This is a genomic window from Lactiplantibacillus fabifermentans DSM 21115, assembly GCF_000498955.2.
Taxonomy (GTDB): domain Bacteria; phylum Bacillota; class Bacilli; order Lactobacillales; family Lactobacillaceae; genus Lactiplantibacillus; species Lactiplantibacillus fabifermentans.
In genome coordinates this window covers 21,524-38,694 of the sequence record NZ_AYGX02000072.1, presented here as the reverse complement: position 1 = coordinate 38,694, position 17,171 = coordinate 21,524, and the positions used below count along the sequence as shown (strand labels likewise).

Sequence of the window (17,171 nt, the reverse complement as noted above, 5' to 3'; positions counted from 1 at the left end):
AGGTTATGCTGAACAATTTGTCCAAAAATTCGGATTAAATTTGCAATCTACCACTAAGACAAAAGTCTTCGAACGTTGACGGCCAGCCGGCTTCCGTGATATTTTTACGAAATTGCACTGCTCGTCTAAAGCACAACAAGTCCCGGTCACAAATGATGGCCGGGACTTGTTGTGCTTTAGAATTGAAATCATTCAGTTTAGCTGGAGGTCAGCAGTAATGGAAGTGGCCGTGAAAGTGGTGTAAATGCCGATAGTTTTCTCAGACCCTTTACAAAATTTTAGCGAATCACAATCACATTACAAGGGGCCTGATCAACCACATAACTCGTGGTAGAGCCAACCGCCACGCGATGCGGTGAGTCTTTACCGGTAGCACCCAGGACGATTAGGTCAATTTCAGGATGCTGACTGGCATAATCAATAATCGTGCGCTTCGGATCGCCATACGCGACTTCGGTTTGCAGCGCCGGTACCGTCGTCGTTTCGACGAAGGTGCGCCGGTCCCGCATTGCCGCTGCCGCGTGGGTCGCTTCGGCGTCGAGTAGTTCGGTCAAGAGTGGGTCCATGGCGGGCGTGTGATAGGCCCGGTCATCGACGACGTAGAGAATCGTTAACTTAGCTTGGTGGCGCGCGGCGATGTTGACCGCCTCGTTGAAGGCCACTTCGGCCGGTTCGGAATTATCAACGGGAATTAAAACGTGCTGGTAGTTACTTGGCATCATCGTCACCTCCGTTTATTTCCTCTAATCATACCGGAATTGCCAACGTTTGCGAAGTGATATGCATTTTTTAGGTAGTTTCGGTAGGCAACCAACTAGAGATAGCGTATATTTAGAACAGAGTTTGGCGAATGAGGGGATGAACGAGATCAAAAAAATCGCAAATGGTTTATTAAAATGGGAAGCGGGCATGCAACGGTTAGCGTATTGGCGCGCCTTGCGAGAAACATTGACGTTATTATTCCCATTTGTGTTAATTGGCGCTTATATTAATATTTTCAATCAAGCAATTTTTCAAAAAAATGGTTTCATTAATCATATTTATTATGTTAGTCACTGGTTACCAGGTTTCAAACAACTGGCCACTTACACGAGTATGCTCAGCATTAGTATCAACGGCGTCGTGGCGGTGGTCGCCGCTTTTGCTGCCGCTAACTTTGTCGTGCGGACCAAACACCGCGACAACTTATTAGCTGGTTTAACGGCGGCCTTGAGTTTTGTCATGTTGAACTTCAATTACAGCGCGTTATCGCAACAAGCGCAAGGGGATAGCTCGGAATTTTTAGTGGGCAATTTAGGCTCCCAAGGAATTTTCTTGGCGTTATTAGTGGGCCTGTTAACTGGCTTTATTTTTAGCAAGTTAGCGTTCAAACCGCATGACCATCAGTTGATTGAAACACGCGACCACTTATTACAACGCGCCAAACATAACTGGTTGCCGATTGTGGTGAGTTTATTACTGTTTAGTCTGATTGGCTACGGTATCAGCTATGTCAGCAAGGAAGGCTTGAATGGTTTGTTTTATGCGGTCTTCCAATTGCCATTTGTCAGTTCTAGTACCGGCTTATTAGCGATTTTAGGGACGACGTTATTGAGCAACTTCTTCTGGGTCGTCGGTATTATTGGACCGATTAGTTTTACGAGTAGCAGTGCCGTCACCACGGTGCAAAATTTGGAATACGCCTTGCAACATGGTTCGGCTTGGGGCGCGCCCAATCCAATCACCTTACACACGTTGTTTGATAGTTACGGCAATATGGGGGGCACCGGGATGACGCTTGCCTTGGTCATTGCAGTCTTGTGGCGGTCACGTAATCGTGATTATCGCGCCGTCGTCAAAGGCAGCTGGGTGCCGAGTTTATTTAATTTTAACCAGCCATTATTGGTCGGTTTACCCATCATGTTCAGTCCGTTACTTATTATTCCATTTCTCGTGACACCCATGGTCAGCATGTTGATGGCGTGGGTTGCGATTAAGCTGCAGTGGATGCCGGCGGTCGTTTATCCGATTACCCGGACCACCCCCGGCGTCTTGATGGGCTGGTTGGGTACCGGTGGCGATTGGCGGGCACTGCTCGTCAGTGTGATTAATTTGGCGGTCGCCGTCGCAATTTATTTACCGTTTATTTTATTAGATAATCGGCAAGTGACAGGGGGTGCGCCAGATGCTAAAGCGTAATTGGTGGCGCTGGTTAATTGGTTTGTTCGTCGTCATTGGGATTTGTTGGCCAGCTTATAATTGGTCACGCGCTAATATCACGACGTTAAAAACGGCGGGACGGACCCGGATGGCGCCAATTATCATGATTCCCGGGTCAAGCGCGACGCAAAATCGCTTTGACAGTTTGATTACCGAGCTTGGTAAAGAAACGCCGGCAAAGCACAGTGTCTTAAAACTAACTGTGCAGACGAATGGGAGTATTAAATATAGCGGTACGATTAATCGTAATGATAATCAACCATTTATTGTAATTGGTTTTGCTGATAATAAGGATGGGAAAGCTAATATTGATAAGCAAGCGAAATGGTTGAATGTCGCGTTTAAATCGTTAGTCAAAACGTATAAGTTCAATCATTTTCAAGCGTTAGGTCATTCGAACGGCGGACTCATTTGGACACTGTTTTTGGAGCGTTACTTAAAAGAAACGCCGAAAGTTCGGGTCGAACGTTTCATGTCGATTGCGTCGCCGTATAATATGGAATCAACTAGTACGACGGCTAAAACGAGCATGTTCAAAGAACTCTATGAATATCGAACTGGTTTACCGGAGTCCTTAACGGTTTATTCCATCGCTGGGACGGAAAATTATACGAGTGATGGCACGGTGCCTTATAACAGTGTCAATTATGGTAAGTATATTTTCCAAGATCAGGTCAAACATTTTACGGAAATCACGGTAACGGGGGCCAATACTGCCCATTCCGATTTACCGCAAAACAAGCAAATTGTTGCGTTGATTCGGCAATACTTGATGGCTGAAAACGTGCCAAATAGTATTCGGAAACAAAATCAACAGCAATTACGGCGTTAAGCCATATTAAGGTTTTTTCTTGAAGCTGGCAGCTAAATTGTTTTTCGATATTAATGGTGCCAATTTAATTCGTTTTGGTGGTCGTGCCCATTTGTGGTAGATATTTTTTATTTATTATTGTGAAATACGGTTAACTCGCGATAATAATAACCAAGTCTGAGAAAGAAGCCATATTAAAAAGGAGTCGCAGCTGCGGCTCCTTTTGCATTACCGTCGATGACGGTTGGTATTATGATGGGCTTTTTTAGCATGGTGACTCGTGCGTTTCTTAGCGTTGAATCGGAAGAATCGGCTGGTGCCGTGGGTCCGGACGCGCATCGCCTGCGCTGTTAAATCCGGGGTCGCTAACAAACTACCACTGAGTGTAACCGCTAATGCCAGTAGTACTAATCGATGCTTCTTCAAAATAGTAGCCCCCTTGAATCATCTCTATTAGTTTAAGAGTATTTTGCGGAATCGTCAAATCTTTCCCAAAACAAGACCTTTACACAACATTAACGTGAGGTTAACAAATTATTCATTAAATCTAGCGGAATATGATTGTATTTTAGCCTTTTTTCCGATAAGGTGAAGATATTAACTAAAAGGGAGTATTGCTTAATGAATATTGAAATTTTAAACTCAGCAATCCAAGATTTACATTTCCAAATCATTTACGATCGTGACGAATCAAAAGACGAACCTGGCACGGGCCAATTCAGCTATACGGCGGCTAATCCCGATGTTAAAAAGACATTTGGTGACGATGTTGTCCAAGCACAATTAGACGTTACATACAAAGAAGACATGTACGATTTATCGGCGACCGTTTTTGCCATCGTCCGTTTAAGCGGCGAAATGGTGGGGATTATCGAACGTCAATCTGACAATAAAGCGATTGAAGACGACGAACAAGATATGTTAAACAACTTGAACGGTGCCATCATCCCAGCCTTGTCAGCGAAAGTGCGGGCTTACGCGGCCTTATTCTCAACGGAAGCTAGCAACTTTGCCATCATGCCTGCGGACTTTGACGACAGTCAAGCTAACGAACCAGAAGCTTAAGTTAAAACCATTAACGGCGTTCAAAGATGAGCGTCGTTTTTTTGTCACATAAAAATCATTTATTTATAAAAATATTAATAAATGGATTGTGTAAGCGTTAACAAACGGGTATAATATGAATTGTCCAGAGCAGACCTAATCAACGTGGTTAGGTAACGAAGTTCAAAAGGAGACAGTTGATCGTAGTTCTCATCATTCGGTTTGTCCGTTGATAGCCTTAGTTGTCAAAGATGGGGGTGGTAGTTTATCACATTAATCTGCCAACACACATACTTTTTCACCGCATTTGCGCACATAGTCCTGAAAACTAAGATGGCGATCAATTACCATTGGCACTGAGCTTGATGTCAAAACATCGGTGTTCAGTGTTTTTTTTACACGACAAATTTTATGACTGATTTAAGTTAAGCATGCAATGAATCGCCCGACAATAATAAAATCCCCTCATCACACCAGTCTCGGGTGATGAGGGGATTTTTTTTATCATTTGATTTTGGTTAAACTGAGCGCCTAATTCAAATTGATGGTAGCATCGAAAGTCTTGAAGGCGTTATCGTCTTCATAATCATCAGTATCATAATCGGCATCCCATTTTAAACGGACACTGGTAATGTTTTTGACGCTGGATAATTTTGGCAAAATAAAGTATAAATCACCATTAGAATCGGTACCGCTATTTAATTCGCCGTCAAAATCGTCACTATCGCTGTCAGCTTCGACTTGTTGGCCATCATTAGTACTGAGTTTGGCTTGGGTCGGGTAGGCAGAAATATCGCGGCCAGCATGAATGCTCATATGCACCTTGATGATGCCGTGAAATTCTTGTTTATCACTACCACTACCGTTAGTGTAAGTGCCGTCCGTTTTGTATACCGTCACTCGGTTGATTTTGAACGTTGAATTAGCCCAGCTACTGTCAGTGAATGCCGTGGTGTAAGATTGTTGGTCAGCAATATCAATATCATCATCGCCAATCGTAATCTTATCAGTATCATCACTTGAACTTGATTCGGAATCCGCAGTTTCGCTGTCCGTATCACTCGCATCATCATCACTATTAGTCGTATTGGTGCTAGTCGTTGTTGTCGCATAATCCGCAAAGGTGGTGATATAAGCGGTGGTGTTAATCATTATCGCACACAAAACCGTCCCGACTACTAGAATTGCCCAAGTCCACCATTTTTTAGTCCATGGTTTGGCTTGCTTAGGGGCCCGGTCAAAGCGTGCGCCAGCTTCATTTGAACGTTGGCATAAGAAGACAATGATTAGGATTGGACCGACAATCGGAATAAGTGATAGCCATAAAAAGTGGGCCGAGCGGTTAGAATCGTGAAGTCGCCGCGCGCTTGCGGTAAATTGCATGACTGAGGTCCAAGCTAACAGTGCCGAATAGATGAGCACTAGTACGGCTTGGAACGCATTAATATGAAACGGTTGTAGTAGTAAGGCCGGCGAACTATAAGCTTTAAGACCCAGAATCAGATTTAAAGCGATCGTAATCAATACTAAGTCTAAGTATAACCACCAGTATTGTGGGCGTGAAATACGTTGTGACCAAGTAAAGGTTTGTTGTGCGCCCAGCTTGAGCGCCGTCCACATATTGACGGATTCTGGCTGCTCAGGCCCACGATTAGGTTCTGGGGTGCTGGGGGTTGTTTGGTTGGTTGCAGTCACTTTTTCCTGGGTTGTACCACAAAAAGGACAAAAGGTCGCGTCGGCGGGAATTTCCTTCCCACAGTTGATACAAAATCTGGTTGCTGACATGGGTTCCTCCAAAGAATGCTTATATTAGGTGAAACATAATATATAAGTAGAATTTTAAATATGTAACCGAATGATTTTTTTACGGCCAAAAACAATCATAGCATAATGAATTATAATTATTAACAAAAAAATCACATTATCTTCATATTTTCATTATTCAAGCCAGCGCTGATACAATTTCAGCGGTCGAAACCCGTTCCAATCAAATTAGACCACTATGATAAATTTGTTGGCCCGGTAATTAATTTATATGACAAAATAACTGTCAATCTATGTGTGAAAGCGTATACTTGACCGTGAAAGGAGTGGAGCGCTATGTTTAAACCAATGGCATCAATCTTCACGAACCATCAAATTGCCGGGCATTACCGCGCCATTGATCGCGCGCGTAAATGCATTGTCCCGTTCCATTTTGAGATTCAAGGTCAAGAGTATCCCAAACCAAAGCCTGAACGGAATTGGTTCCGCCGCTTGTCGGGGACGAGCAGTCAAAAGTACGCCATGGTCGAATTGACCCCCTTCAAGGTGATTTTATGGTCACCCGAACGGCGTAACTTAGGTGAAATGGCCATCGATGATGTGCAAAAGATTCAAATCGGCGCTATTCGGTGGCACGCCGGCGATGGTCTCGACCCAGGTCGGGCTTTCCGGGCCACGATTTTCGTGCTCACGGCTAAAGGTAATTATTATTTTGCTAATTCTGATATGGAAGTACTACCTGCAATTGTTAAGTTTGCCCACGAACACGACGTTCCCGTGGAAGACCCACTGCATTTAATTCCGTTACTCAAAGCTGGCTGGAAGGCCGCGGCGAAGACGTTACGGGATACGTATTCACAGATTAGTGCGCACACTGGATATCCCGATTCAAAAGTATAGAAATTATTATGATGACACTGTGTTAGTTTGGCACAGTGTTTTTTTATGGTGAGAAATAAACCACAAGTTTTACTTGTGGGGGTCAGGTGAGCGGATTATTTTGGTAAGTTGTTCAACGGCATTTTTAGCCTTGTTCAAACAACGTCAATCTATCTTAGTCCCAGGCCCTGTTGACCCGGTTAACGCAACAAATCAGGATATATAAAAGGACGCTACCGTTTTGGTGGCGTCCTTTTATATATCCTGATTTAAACTAAGCCTTGCGCCATCATGGCATCGGCAACTTTCGTAAAGCCGGCAATGTTGGCACCACTCAAGTAATCCCCACTGACACCATATTCGTTAGCCGCTTTCACCGAGTTGGCAAAGATATTTTGCATGATCGCTTTCAAACGGTTGTCAACTTCTTCAAACGTCCAGCTCAAGCGCATGCTATTTTGACTCATTTCTAAGGCCGAAACGGCAACACCACCCGCGTTAGCGGCTTTGGCTGGGCCGTATAAGACGCCGGCTTGTTGGTAAGCGGCGATGGCTTCGGGCGTACTTGGCATGTTGGCGCCTTCTGCGACGGCTTTGGCACCATTGGCAATGACCGTGGCGGCTTTAGCACCGTCAATTTCATTTTGGGTCGCACATGGGAGCGCAATGTCATAAGCTACTTGGGCGTCCCAAACGGAACCTTCATGGTAAGTCGCACTGGCAACACGGTCGGCGTAATCTTTAATGCGACCCCGTTCGACTTCTTTGATTTGTTTAACCACTTCAAAGTCCACGCCGTTTTCATCAATGACGTAACCATTCGAGTCGGAACAAGTAATCACTTTACCACCCAGTTCGGCAACTTTTTGAATGGCATAGATTGCAACATTGCCGGCACCGGAAACGGCCACGCGTTTGCCAGTGAAATCGGTCTGGTTCGCTTTTAACATCTCATCTGTGTAATAAGCTAGTCCAAAACCAGTTGCTTCGGTCCGGGCGAGGGAACCGCCGTAAGATAAGCCTTTCCCAGTCAAGACGCCGCGGTCCGCCCCGCGGAGACGTTTGTATTGGCCGTATAAGAAACCAATTTCGCGGCCACCAACGCCAATATCACCAGCTGGTACGTCGGTATCTAAGCCGATATATTTGCTGAGTTCGGTCATGAAGCTTTGGCAGAAGCGCATGATTTCGTTGTCGGATTTGCCTTTCGGGTCAAAATCCGAACCACCTTTACCGCCACCAATTGGTAAACCAGTCAGCGAGTTCTTAAAGATTTGTTCAAAACCTAAGAATTTAACGATACTCAAATTAACGGAAGGGTGGAGCCGTAAGCCACCTTTATAGGGGCCGATGGCAGAGTTGAATTGGACCCGGAACCCCCGGTTGACGCACATGTGACCGGCGTCATCTAACCATGGGACTCGGAATTGAATGACCCGTTCTGGTTCGGTCAAACGTTCCAAAATATTGGCTTCAATATATTCGGGATGCTTTTCAAAGACTGGCGTCATCGTTTGGAAGAAGTCATGGACGGCTTCTAGGAATTCGGCCTGGTTCGGATCACGGTGTTCAATGACCGCGTAAACACTTTGTAAATAATCGGTAGCTTTGCTCAATATGATCATCCTTCCATGGTGGTGTAATAATTAACTATGAAACTCATTTTACGGGTTTTGTTCGGTAATTGCACGAGTTAAATTAACTAAATTTTGACGACTTTTTAGTGATTTTGTTATATTTCGAAAATCATAATAGTTTTACGGAATGGTTAATTTTGGTTCGGCGGCCTTACATTAACTTGATTTTACGTGCAATTTTGCTGGCGACGACGTATTCTATTGGCAATAAAGATTCTTGGGGGGATCAGCCATGCAACAACGATGGGGAGTTTTATTGGCAGGTGGCATCTTGGTCGCACTTTTAGGGGGCGGCATGTGGTTTTGGCAGGCGCAGCAAGCACCCGCTACACCAGCAACTAGTGATGTGGCCACCTCAGCGAGCAGTCGTCGGGTGAGTTCCAGTCGGCCGAGTACTAAAAAAGTAGCTGCTAAAACGACGAATGGCAAGTTGACCAAAGCGCAAGCCATTAAACAAATCGATAATTTAATGGCCAGTCATCATATTATGGGAACGTTATTATTGACCAATAGTGGCCCCAGTGGTGTGGACATCCGGACGTACGGCTATGCTGATATGGCCAATCAAGTTCGGAACACTAAGACCGAAGCTTATCCGCTAGCTTCGCTGCAAAAAGCTGTAACGGGTGCGGTGATTCAAACGTTAATTAATGAAGGTAAGTTAACTATGACAACCCGGCTCAGCACTTATTTTCCGCAAGTCCGGTTTGCACAAGATATTACGATTCGACAGTTGTTAGACCACACATCGGGTATTCGGATGGCGGAACCATTACCTAAGACCATCTTGCCAACCGAAAGTGCGCAGATTAACTTTACGTTGCGCCATTTAGTGTCGACCGATAATCACGCTTATTCGTATTCAAACGCGAACTTTACGTTATTAGCGGGCGTTATTCGCAAAGTCACTGGTAAGTCATACATGACGGTGCTACGTAATACGATTATCAAACCACTGGGCTTAAAGCACACGTATGCTTATAACGACATTCCGGGCAATGTCGTTAATCCATTTTCATATTCACTGACTAACGGCATTTCAGAAGGGGCTATCATTTCTAAACCGCTCCAATCGAGTGAACTCGGTTGTGGAAGTTTATATATGAGCGTTGGCGATTACTACAAATTTATTAATAGTTTGGTAACCGGTAAGTTGCTCGGTGTGGCCGGGCGCAATGAATTGACGGCTAATTTTCAATCAATGTATTCGGCGGGTGTTTATTATCAAAGTGGTCACCATATGCGTATTGGGGGCAATGATAATGCCTTTCATACGTATTACATGGGGACTACCGATGGCCGGGTCGGGGTCGTCTTATTTGAGAATCAAGGGATGTTCAGTATCGATAATCAGGTCGGCTATGCCATCCAATCAATTTTGATGAAAACGGAGCCGTTTTAATGCGGTGGCGTTGGTGGCAAGCTTGGTTACTCGTTGGCAGTAGTGGGTGGTGGTTGTGGGCGGCAGTAACGCCAACGCGCGAAACATCCGCGTTACCGATGTATGTTGCGTTTAAATCGGCGACGGTGACCACCACTGCGTTGCCGGCGACCACGCCCCAGCGAGTAACCGTACGACCCGCGGCAGTCTATATCGGCACGCGGGCAGCCGTGGTTGACCGGCAACGCTATCAACATCGCTATGGGTGGGTGTCGGCGGCTGATTTTAAGTATCAGGCAGTCAGTGTTCCCACGATTACGGCTAAAAACTGGTTGCATGTCGATCATTTAGTCGCGACCCAGCATATCCAAGGTACTTTGCTAGTGGCGCAAGCTGGGCAGGCCACGCCCACGATTCGTAGTTATGGTTTAGCGGACCGCGCCACGCATACGCTGAATGGGGCGACGACGGTTTATCCGATTGCATCACTGCAAAAAGCGATGACCGGGGTCATGATTGGCCAACTCGTTGCAAGTGGCCAGTTGCAATTAGACCAGCCGATTGCGCAATTTTATCCGCATTTGAAAAATGCTCGCCATATCACGATTCAACAATTATTGAACCATACGTCGGGGCTCTATATGCCCGAAGTGGCGCCTAAAAAGCCACTCACTGAAGCGGCCGCCGTGCAGTGGGTGTTAGCGCATGTCACGGTCCAGTCCCAACATCAGTGGCGGTATTGTAGTGCCAACTATACGTTGCTAGCGGGAATCATCCGGCAAGTAACTGGTCAGTCGTATGCAGAAAACTTAACAACGCGCGTGCTCAAACCGGCGGGCATGACGACGACCAAAGCGTGGACCCAATTCCATAATTTACCTGTGGCGACGCCGTACTTTGCCACGAATCGGTTCTTTGTCCAAACGGCTCAAATCTCATTACCGCTATTATCTAGTGAGCTCGGGGCCGGCGACATTGGCACGACGGTCACGGATTACTATCGTTTTGTGACCGCGTTCAATGATGGCACCCTATTACCAATTGCCACGCGGAACTTATTGACGAGTACGCGGACCAATGACTATGCGGCCGGCCTGTATTATGGGCTCGATGGCAAGCAACATGCGACGGGTTACGATAATGACATCAGTAATTTTTATAGTCGCAGTGCGAATGGTCAAGTGACCGTGGTCTTTTTCATGAATCAGGCGAACCACTACCGCGCTAAAACAGTGGTGCAAAAAATTACCGAAATTTTAGCCAAAAATCAATAATTTAATTAAAGCGACCGACTGAGTGTGGATAGTTGGTCGCTTTAACGTTAAGATAAGAAGGAATCAATATTCCGTCCCGGACGGAAAATCTATGGGAATCGGAGTCAGCACATGACCAAGCCAATTAAAGTAATGACAATTTTTGGGACGCGTCCCGAAGCCATCAAAATGGCCCCCATTGTCTTACAATTACAACAACAATCAAAATTTACCCCGATTACGGTCGTTACGGCCCAACATCGTGAAATGTTAGATCAAGTCTTAGATATTTTTAAAATTACACCGGATTATGATTTAAACATCATGCGGCCAAACCAAACGTTAGCTGGCATTACGAGTCGCGTTTTGACGAAACTTGATGCCATTATGGATGAAGCCCAACCGGATATCGTTTTGGTGCATGGGGATACCACGACCACGTTTGCGGCGAGCGTGAGTGCCTTCTACCATCAAATCCCGGTCGGTCACGTGGAAGCGGGACTGCGGACTTGGAACAAATATTCACCATATCCAGAAGAAATGAATCGCCAGTTAACGGATGTGCTGGCCGATATGTACTTTGCGCCGACTGAATTGAGTCGCCAAAATTTACTGAAAGAAAATCACGCAGACGCTAATATCACCGTAACGGGGAATACCGCTATCGATGCGTTGAAGCAGACCGTCAATGCCGACTATCACCACGCGGCCTTAGATTTAGTGGCACCCGGCCATCGGATGATCTTGTTGACGATGCATCGGCGGGAAAACCAAGGGGCACCGATGCGGGTGGTCTTTGAAGCCATCAAACGCGTGGTCGCCAGTCATCCAGATGTCGAAGTCGTTTATCCGGTCCACTTGAGTCCCGCCGTTCAGACGGTCGCTAAAGAAATCTTAGGTGGCGTTGACCGGATTCACTTAATTGAGCCGCTCGATGTTGTTGATTTCCACAACATGTCGGCGCGCAGCTACTTTATCATGACCGATTCTGGTGGTGTGCAAGAAGAAGCCCCATCACTGAATAAGCCGGTCTTAGTGCTGCGTGATACGACGGAACGGCCTGAAGGGGTCACGGCTGGGACCTTGAAGCTGGTTGGGACTGATGGGGCTGCGGTTGAACAAGCGATGACCCAATTATTAGATGACCAGACGGAATATGATCAGATGGCGGCGGCTAAGAATCCTTATGGGGATGGGCATGCCGCGGAGTATATTTTGGCTGCGATTGCAGACCAAGTAAGAAGTTAATTTATTGTGTTTTGTAAAAATTGGCGTAGTATGGTTATTGACATAGTGATAATTATTTCATAACGCCTAAGTGAAATACAAAAAGCCCGTTCGCGACAAACTTTGCTGTCGGAACGGGCTTTTTGTATTATTTTTGTTCTTGAACAATGTATTGTGGCCGGTGTTTCGTTTCCAAGTATATTTTACCGATATAGTTGCCAATGATTCCTAGGCAGAATAGTTGAATGCCGCCAATAAACAGCATTAAGGTCACTAGTGAAGCCCAGCCACCGACACTATTACCAAATAATAATTTGCGTACAATGACAATGATAATACCGATTACAGAAAGAAAAGCAAATAGGCCACCGACAAAGGTAGCAATTTTTAATGGCACTTCTGAAAAATCGACGATTGCCTCAATTGAATAATTGAATAGTTGTAAGAATGACCAATGGGTTTCTCCAGCGGAACGCGGTTGGTTTTCAAATTTTAAGTAAGTCGTTCGAAAACCAACCCAGTTGAAGATTCCCTTTGAAAAACGGTTATATTCTGGTAATTCTAAAATGGCATCGACCATTTGTCGGGTCATCAAGCGATAGTCACGTGCATTTGGAATGATTTGTACCTTAGAAATTCGATTGATTAAGGCATAAAATGATCGGGAGAAGAATGACCGAATAGGTGGTTCACCAGCACGATCTTCCCGCATAGTTCCGACACAATCATAGTTGCCGGATTCAAGCGTGGTTAACATTTTGGGCAATAACTCTGGTGGATCTTGTAAATCAACATCCATTACCGCCACAAAATCCCCCGTGGCATGTTGCAAGCCAGCCGCTAAGCCGGCTTCTTTTCCAAAATTTCGTGAAAATGATAAATAATGCACGGTATCTGGGTGGGCAACATTTAACTTACGAAATTCATTGAGGGTACCATCGTTGGAACCGTCATTGACGAACAAATATTCATGGTGGACATCCGCAAATTCGGTTGGATGGTCTGCAAAGACTTTCTCAACCGTATTGAAGAAGATTTCGATTGTGGGTTCTTCGTTATAACAAGGCACAATCAAACTCATAGTTTTCATAGCTTCCTACTCCTAACTCCATTTATCATCTAATAGCTTACCACATTGGAATAAAGATGTTTCAACTTTCAATCCATTGTATAATTGTAAATACTAAGAAAAACATGGAGAATTTTTAATGAACTTCAAAACACGTTACCCCAAAATAACTAAATTAATCGAAATTATTTCTCGTCGCTATCGGCAAGCAAATGTGAGCAATAATGCCATTGTTCTGGCGTACTACTCTTTAATGTCGATTGCACCGATTATTTTGATAGTTGGGAACATCGTGGCGCGTTTTAATTTAAAAACGGGTCAAATTTTAGCGTATGCTAAAGAGTTCATTCCAAGCAATATTTATACGACCTTTAAACCGATTCTCGTATCTTTCTTGCAGAGCGGTGGGAGCGGGAGTTTGTCCATCGGGATTGTAGTTACGATTTGGTCAGCGTCACAAATTATTGCGGCGGTGCGCCGAAGTCTCAATGAAGCATACGGTGTTAAGAATGCACAGGGAGCCATTGTGACGCGATTGATGGCGTTTGTCCTAACGTTAGGCTTGCTGTTATTAATCGTTGGTTTGTCCGTATTCTTCACCTTGAGTCAAGTGATTATGGATGCTATTTTGAATATAACAAACACTTCTAAAGCATTTGTTCCAGTGTGGTGGAGCCGCTTGCTAGCAAATAAAAACTTGATTACTTTTGTCGGCATGTTTATTTTGGCGTTACTATTGTATTATTTTGTGCCGAATGCGCAAGTCAAGTTACGTTATGTTTGGATTGGCGCGATGACGACTACCGTTGGTTGGATTGTCATTTCTCAAGGGTTTCGAATTTATATCGAGTTGTTTGCGCGGCGCATCACATCTTATCAGACCATAGGTAGTTTGATTGTTTTGATGTTTTGGCTGAACTTTTCGGGAATCTTATTAATGTTCGGTGGTGTTGTGAATGCTACAGTTCAAGAATGGTTTGAACATGAAATTAGGCCGAAATCACCACGGGTTATGAAGCGTTTGCGGCGACGTTTTAGTAAAAAAAATAACTAATCTAGGCGTGTTGCTACTTACACGTCTTTTTTAGACCGTGTTTCAAAAATTTGTTCTATTATTCTTACCAATATGAAACAAGGTGGAAATTAGACAATTGTATTGAGAATTAGCGAAACACTGCAACTAAATATGTGTGAGGCTGGATAGCGTTAGCTTTGTTAGATAGTGCTTTACTTGAATAGCATTCCTGCATTTTAGATTATTAAAACCGGGAAAGCTATAATGATTGAATTTTTGTAAAATGCTTGGAACTCAATTTAAAACTGGCTATAATTGTTAATGTTTGTGCGAAATAATTAGTTGGTAATGGGGAAAAAGGGGGAGTTTCTGGAGTGAAATTTGAAAAGTTGCAGCGGATAAGCAATTATTTTGTGAATCTGTTTTTTTTGCCGTTGATTTTTATTAGTTTGTTAGGTGCACTGGGGCAAATAATTGGAAATTTTAACGGGATGCGTGTAAAGGTATATGCAGTTGTTGTAGCAATTATAGCGCTAACTTTTATGCTAGCCAGCAGTGCTCGTGGCAGAAAATGGGGCAATAAAATTATCGGAAAAGTTAAGCGACATATTCTTCGGCAACGTCGTGTCTATCTGGTCATATTAATTGTGCTGACGTTGCTATGGCAAATTTGGATGGTAATGATGTTGTCCGGAACGAGTGCTTGGGACCCCGTTAATATTACGAGAGGTGCAATGGGACATGCTGAACCGAAGTTATATTTCTCGTATAATTCAAATACATTACTATTAATGTATATTGAACGCTTAGTGTGGTTAATAATTGGCCAGCCTGGTTTTCAAACCTTGGTGTTGGTCCTAAACTTTGGCAATATTATTTTGATTGATTTGGCATTGGTATTAATGGTCAGCGTTACTCGTCGCTGGTTTAACCATCGTACGGTACCATTTTTAATCTTTTTTTGCTGGACATTATTTATGGTTACGCCGTGGGTAGCGCTAACATATACTGATGATTGGGCCTTCTTATTAGCAGCATGTAATCTTTGGCTGGTATCTGGATTAACTTATTATCAACGTACTTGGCAAAAGTATATTCTAGCTGGTGGTATCGGTATTAGCTTAATGTTTTCATACTTTATGAAACCACCATTGGTTATTTTTTATATTGCAGTTTTAATCGTTTTATTCTTCCAAAAAGGTTGCCAAAAATGGCACCGACCAACTTTTCAAGCTAGTTTGGCGGTAATAATTGGCTTATTATGTGCCACGGCTTTCTATGCTGGGATGCAAACGTATACGCATTATCAGCATGTCGTAACGGTCGATGCACGTCTGGCACATCCGGCAACGCATTTTATGGCAATGGGGATGACCGGTAATGGCGCTTATAACAATGCCGATGTTGAAATGGATCAGAGCATTAAATCACCGACGAAACGCCAGAAAGCTAACATGAATTTAATTAAACAGCGACTGCATGCATTTGGGCCCGTAAATTATTTGAAATTTTTAGTTCAAAAACAAGTGAATAATACGGCGGATGGGTCTTTTGGTTGGGGTGCCGATGGTATCTTTTTAATCGTTAATCATGTAACCAGTGCGCGATTAAAACATACCTTGCCGCGAGTATTGTTCACCGATGGCGGAGTAGTGCGACTAAATTCGTATGAATATAGATTCTATGCTCAATTGTTGTGGTCAATCGTCCTCTTGCTACTCTTATTAGCGGGAAGACAAGCCGGCTGGAAATCGCAGTTATTTAAGTATGGCATTGTCGGCGGAATGATGTTTCTGCTGTTGTTTGAAGGTGGCCGTAGCCGATATTTGATTCAATTTTTACCAATGTATTTTATCTTGGCGGCGGTTAGTGCTGAACGGGTTTGGCGTCAAGTTGAATCTTGGCAGAAAAATCATCGTCAATTGGAAGATGTCAAATAAAAAGTTCTCAATTTATTAATTATCCGTATTAAAGTGTAGACTTTTTGTGTATAATGGTGTTCGTGTGAAAAAAGCCCGGTTACTTTCTGAAAGTGAAAATAATTGGACCAATAACAAAATAAAACGGCGTCACGAGCGCCACAGGAGGAGAAACATTTTGATTCATCAGCTTCTGGCAGAGTTCATGGGAACCGCTTTGATGATTATTTTTGGTGTCGGTGTACATTGTAGTGAGGTTTTAAAGGGAACTAAGTATCGCGGTTCCGGCCATATTTTTGCGATTACGACTTGGGGGTTTGGGATTACCATTGCACTGTTCATTTTTGGTAATGTCTGCATTAATCCAGCGATGGTATTAGCTCAATGTTTATTGGGTAACATTGCTTGGTCGATGTTTATTCCTTATTCAGTTGCAGAAGTACTTGGTGGGGTCGTTGGTGCCGTGATCGTTTGGATCATGTATGCTGACCACTTTGCCGCTTCAGCTGATGAAATTTCTCCGATCACTATCCGGAACTTATTCTCAACAGCTCCTGCAGTTCGTAACTTGCCACGGAATTTCTTCGTTGAATTTTTTGATACATTCTTATTTATTTCTGGAATTTTAGCTATTTCTCAAGTGAAGACACCGGGTATCTTACCAATTGGCGTTGGATTATTAGTTTGGGCTATTGGGATGGGGCTTGGTGGTCCTACCGGTTTCGCGATGAACTTAGCTCGTGATATGGGACCACGGATTGCCCATGCCATCTTACCAATTAAGAACAAAGCTGATAGCGATTGGCAATACGGCATTATTGTTCCGGGGATTGCGCCATTCGTTGGGGCGGCCTGTGCAGCTTTATTCATGCACAGCTTCTTTGGAATTTCATAAATAATAAAAAGCAACCGAAGCGCTTAACGGTTGCTTTTTATTTTGTGTTAGAAATTAGTGTCATTGAATATGTCAACT

15 protein-coding genes are annotated in these 17,171 nt (G+C 44.0%); 10 read left to right on the top strand and 5 right to left on the bottom strand.

The window, feature by feature from the left end:
• Window positions 1–278: 278 nt before the first annotated feature.
• The gene (locus DY78_RS06375) at window positions 279–719 is read right to left on the bottom strand and encodes a universal stress protein (protein ID WP_024624054.1); all 441 of its coding nucleotides are present in this window, start codon (window positions 717–719) and stop codon (window positions 279–281) included.
• Window positions 720–858: 139 nt separating this feature from the next.
• On the opposite strand from DY78_RS06375, the gene DY78_RS06370 reads away from it, so the two are divergent.
• Window positions 859–2,178, top strand: coding sequence for a PTS transporter subunit EIIC (locus DY78_RS06370; protein ID WP_029778815.1), 1,320 nt, complete (start codon window positions 859–861; stop codon window positions 2,176–2,178).
• Window positions 2,165–3,031 (top strand): alpha/beta hydrolase, encoded by an 867-nt coding sequence (locus DY78_RS06365; RefSeq protein WP_024624056.1) that lies wholly within the window; start codon window positions 2,165–2,167, stop codon window positions 3,029–3,031. The genes DY78_RS06370 and DY78_RS06365 overlap by 14 nt, the downstream gene beginning before the upstream one ends.
• Before the next feature lie 207 nt (window positions 3,032–3,238).
• On the opposite strand, the gene DY78_RS06360 is transcribed toward DY78_RS06365, so the two are convergent.
• The gene (locus tag DY78_RS06360) at window positions 3,239–3,436 is read right to left on the bottom strand and encodes a hypothetical protein (RefSeq protein WP_024624057.1); all 198 of its coding nucleotides are present in this window, start codon (window positions 3,434–3,436) and stop codon (window positions 3,239–3,241) included.
• A gap of 195 nt (window positions 3,437–3,631) precedes the next feature.
• On the opposite strand from DY78_RS06360, the gene DY78_RS06355 reads away from it, so the two are divergent.
• Window positions 3,632–4,075 (top strand): hypothetical protein, encoded by a 444-nt coding sequence (locus tag DY78_RS06355; RefSeq protein ID WP_024624058.1) that lies wholly within the window; start codon window positions 3,632–3,634, stop codon window positions 4,073–4,075.
• A 510-nt stretch (window positions 4,076–4,585) separates the two neighbouring features.
• Here DY78_RS06355 and DY78_RS06350 read toward each other — a convergent pair.
• Entirely contained in the window at window positions 4,586–5,839 is a 1,254-nt protein-coding gene (locus DY78_RS06350; protein WP_024624059.1) for a DUF805 domain-containing protein, read from the bottom strand.
• A 315-nt stretch (window positions 5,840–6,154) separates the two neighbouring features.
• Between DY78_RS06350 and DY78_RS06345 the strand changes: the two genes are divergently transcribed.
• A complete protein-coding gene (locus DY78_RS06345) occupies window positions 6,155–6,718 on the top strand; it encodes a hypothetical protein (protein WP_024624060.1) in 564 nt (187 codons plus the stop codon).
• A gap of 248 nt (window positions 6,719–6,966) precedes the next feature.
• Here DY78_RS06345 and gdhA read toward each other — a convergent pair whose 3' ends face one another.
• On the bottom strand, window positions 6,967–8,322 hold the full coding sequence (gene gdhA, locus DY78_RS06340) for an NADP-specific glutamate dehydrogenase (RefSeq protein ID WP_029778816.1): 1,356 nt from the start codon (window positions 8,320–8,322) through the stop codon (window positions 6,967–6,969).
• A gap of 244 nt (window positions 8,323–8,566) precedes the next feature.
• Here gdhA and DY78_RS06335 point away from each other — a divergent pair, with 244 nt between their 5' ends.
• From DY78_RS06335 to wecB, 3 genes are all read left to right on the top strand, one after another.
• Window positions 8,567–9,736, top strand: coding sequence for a serine hydrolase domain-containing protein (locus tag DY78_RS06335; protein WP_024624062.1), 1,170 nt, complete (start codon window positions 8,567–8,569; stop codon window positions 9,734–9,736).
• Complete coding sequence (locus DY78_RS06330) at window positions 9,736–10,989, top strand: serine hydrolase domain-containing protein (RefSeq protein WP_024624063.1); 1,254 nt, start codon at window positions 9,736–9,738, stop codon at window positions 10,987–10,989. The genes DY78_RS06335 and DY78_RS06330 overlap by 1 nt, the downstream gene beginning before the upstream one ends.
• A 111-nt stretch (window positions 10,990–11,100) precedes the next feature.
• Window positions 11,101–12,216: a non-hydrolyzing UDP-N-acetylglucosamine 2-epimerase gene (wecB, locus tag DY78_RS06325; RefSeq protein WP_024624064.1), complete on the top strand. Its 1,116-nt coding sequence runs from the start codon at window positions 11,101–11,103 to the stop codon at window positions 12,214–12,216.
• A 127-nt stretch (window positions 12,217–12,343) separates the two neighbouring features.
• Here wecB and DY78_RS06320 read toward each other — a convergent pair whose 3' ends face one another.
• Entirely contained in the window at window positions 12,344–13,285 is a 942-nt protein-coding gene (locus DY78_RS06320; protein WP_033613692.1) for a glycosyltransferase family 2 protein, read from the bottom strand.
• A gap of 118 nt (window positions 13,286–13,403) precedes the next feature.
• On the opposite strand from DY78_RS06320, the gene DY78_RS06315 reads away from it, so the two are divergent.
• The 3 genes from DY78_RS06315 (at window position 13,404) to larD (ending at window position 17,093) form a co-directional block, all read left to right on the top strand.
• A complete protein-coding gene (locus DY78_RS06315) occupies window positions 13,404–14,318 on the top strand; it encodes a YihY/virulence factor BrkB family protein (protein ID WP_024624066.1) in 915 nt (304 codons plus the stop codon).
• Window positions 14,319–14,653: 335 nt separating this feature from the next.
• Window positions 14,654–16,219, top strand: a complete 1,566-nt coding sequence (locus DY78_RS06310) for a glycosyltransferase family protein (protein ID WP_082621229.1) — start codon at window positions 14,654–14,656, stop codon at window positions 16,217–16,219.
• A gap of 157 nt (window positions 16,220–16,376) precedes the next feature.
• On the top strand, window positions 16,377–17,093 hold the full coding sequence (gene larD / locus DY78_RS06305; RefSeq protein ID WP_024624068.1) for a D/L-lactic acid transporter LarD: 717 nt from the start codon (window positions 16,377–16,379) through the stop codon (window positions 17,091–17,093).
• The last annotated feature ends 78 nt before the right edge of the window (window positions 17,094–17,171 follow it).

Coding starts and splice junctions, on each gene's coding strand:
- DY78_RS06375 (WP_024624054.1), bottom strand. CDS start 719: ATGCCAAGTAACTACCAGCACGTTTTAATTCCCGTTGATAATTCCGAA.
- DY78_RS06370 (WP_029778815.1), top strand. CDS start 859: ATGAACGAGATCAAAAAAATCGCAAATGGTTTATTAAAATGGGAAGCG.
- DY78_RS06365 (WP_024624056.1), top strand. CDS start 2,165: ATGCTAAAGCGTAATTGGTGGCGCTGGTTAATTGGTTTGTTCGTCGTC.
- DY78_RS06355 (WP_024624058.1), top strand. CDS start 3,632: ATGAATATTGAAATTTTAAACTCAGCAATCCAAGATTTACATTTCCAA.
- DY78_RS06350 (WP_024624059.1), bottom strand. CDS start 5,839: ATGTCAGCAACCAGATTTTGTATCAACTGTGGGAAGGAAATTCCCGCC.
- DY78_RS06345 (WP_024624060.1), top strand. CDS start 6,155: ATGTTTAAACCAATGGCATCAATCTTCACGAACCATCAAATTGCCGGG.
- gdhA (WP_029778816.1), bottom strand. CDS start 8,322: ATGATCATATTGAGCAAAGCTACCGATTATTTACAAAGTGTTTACGCG.
- DY78_RS06335 (WP_024624062.1), top strand. CDS start 8,567: ATGCAACAACGATGGGGAGTTTTATTGGCAGGTGGCATCTTGGTCGCA.
- DY78_RS06330 (WP_024624063.1), top strand. CDS start 9,736: ATGCGGTGGCGTTGGTGGCAAGCTTGGTTACTCGTTGGCAGTAGTGGG.
- wecB (WP_024624064.1), top strand. CDS start 11,101: ATGACCAAGCCAATTAAAGTAATGACAATTTTTGGGACGCGTCCCGAA.
- DY78_RS06320 (WP_033613692.1), bottom strand. CDS start 13,285: ATGAAAACTATGAGTTTGATTGTGCCTTGTTATAACGAAGAACCCACA.
- DY78_RS06315 (WP_024624066.1), top strand. CDS start 13,404: ATGAACTTCAAAACACGTTACCCCAAAATAACTAAATTAATCGAAATT.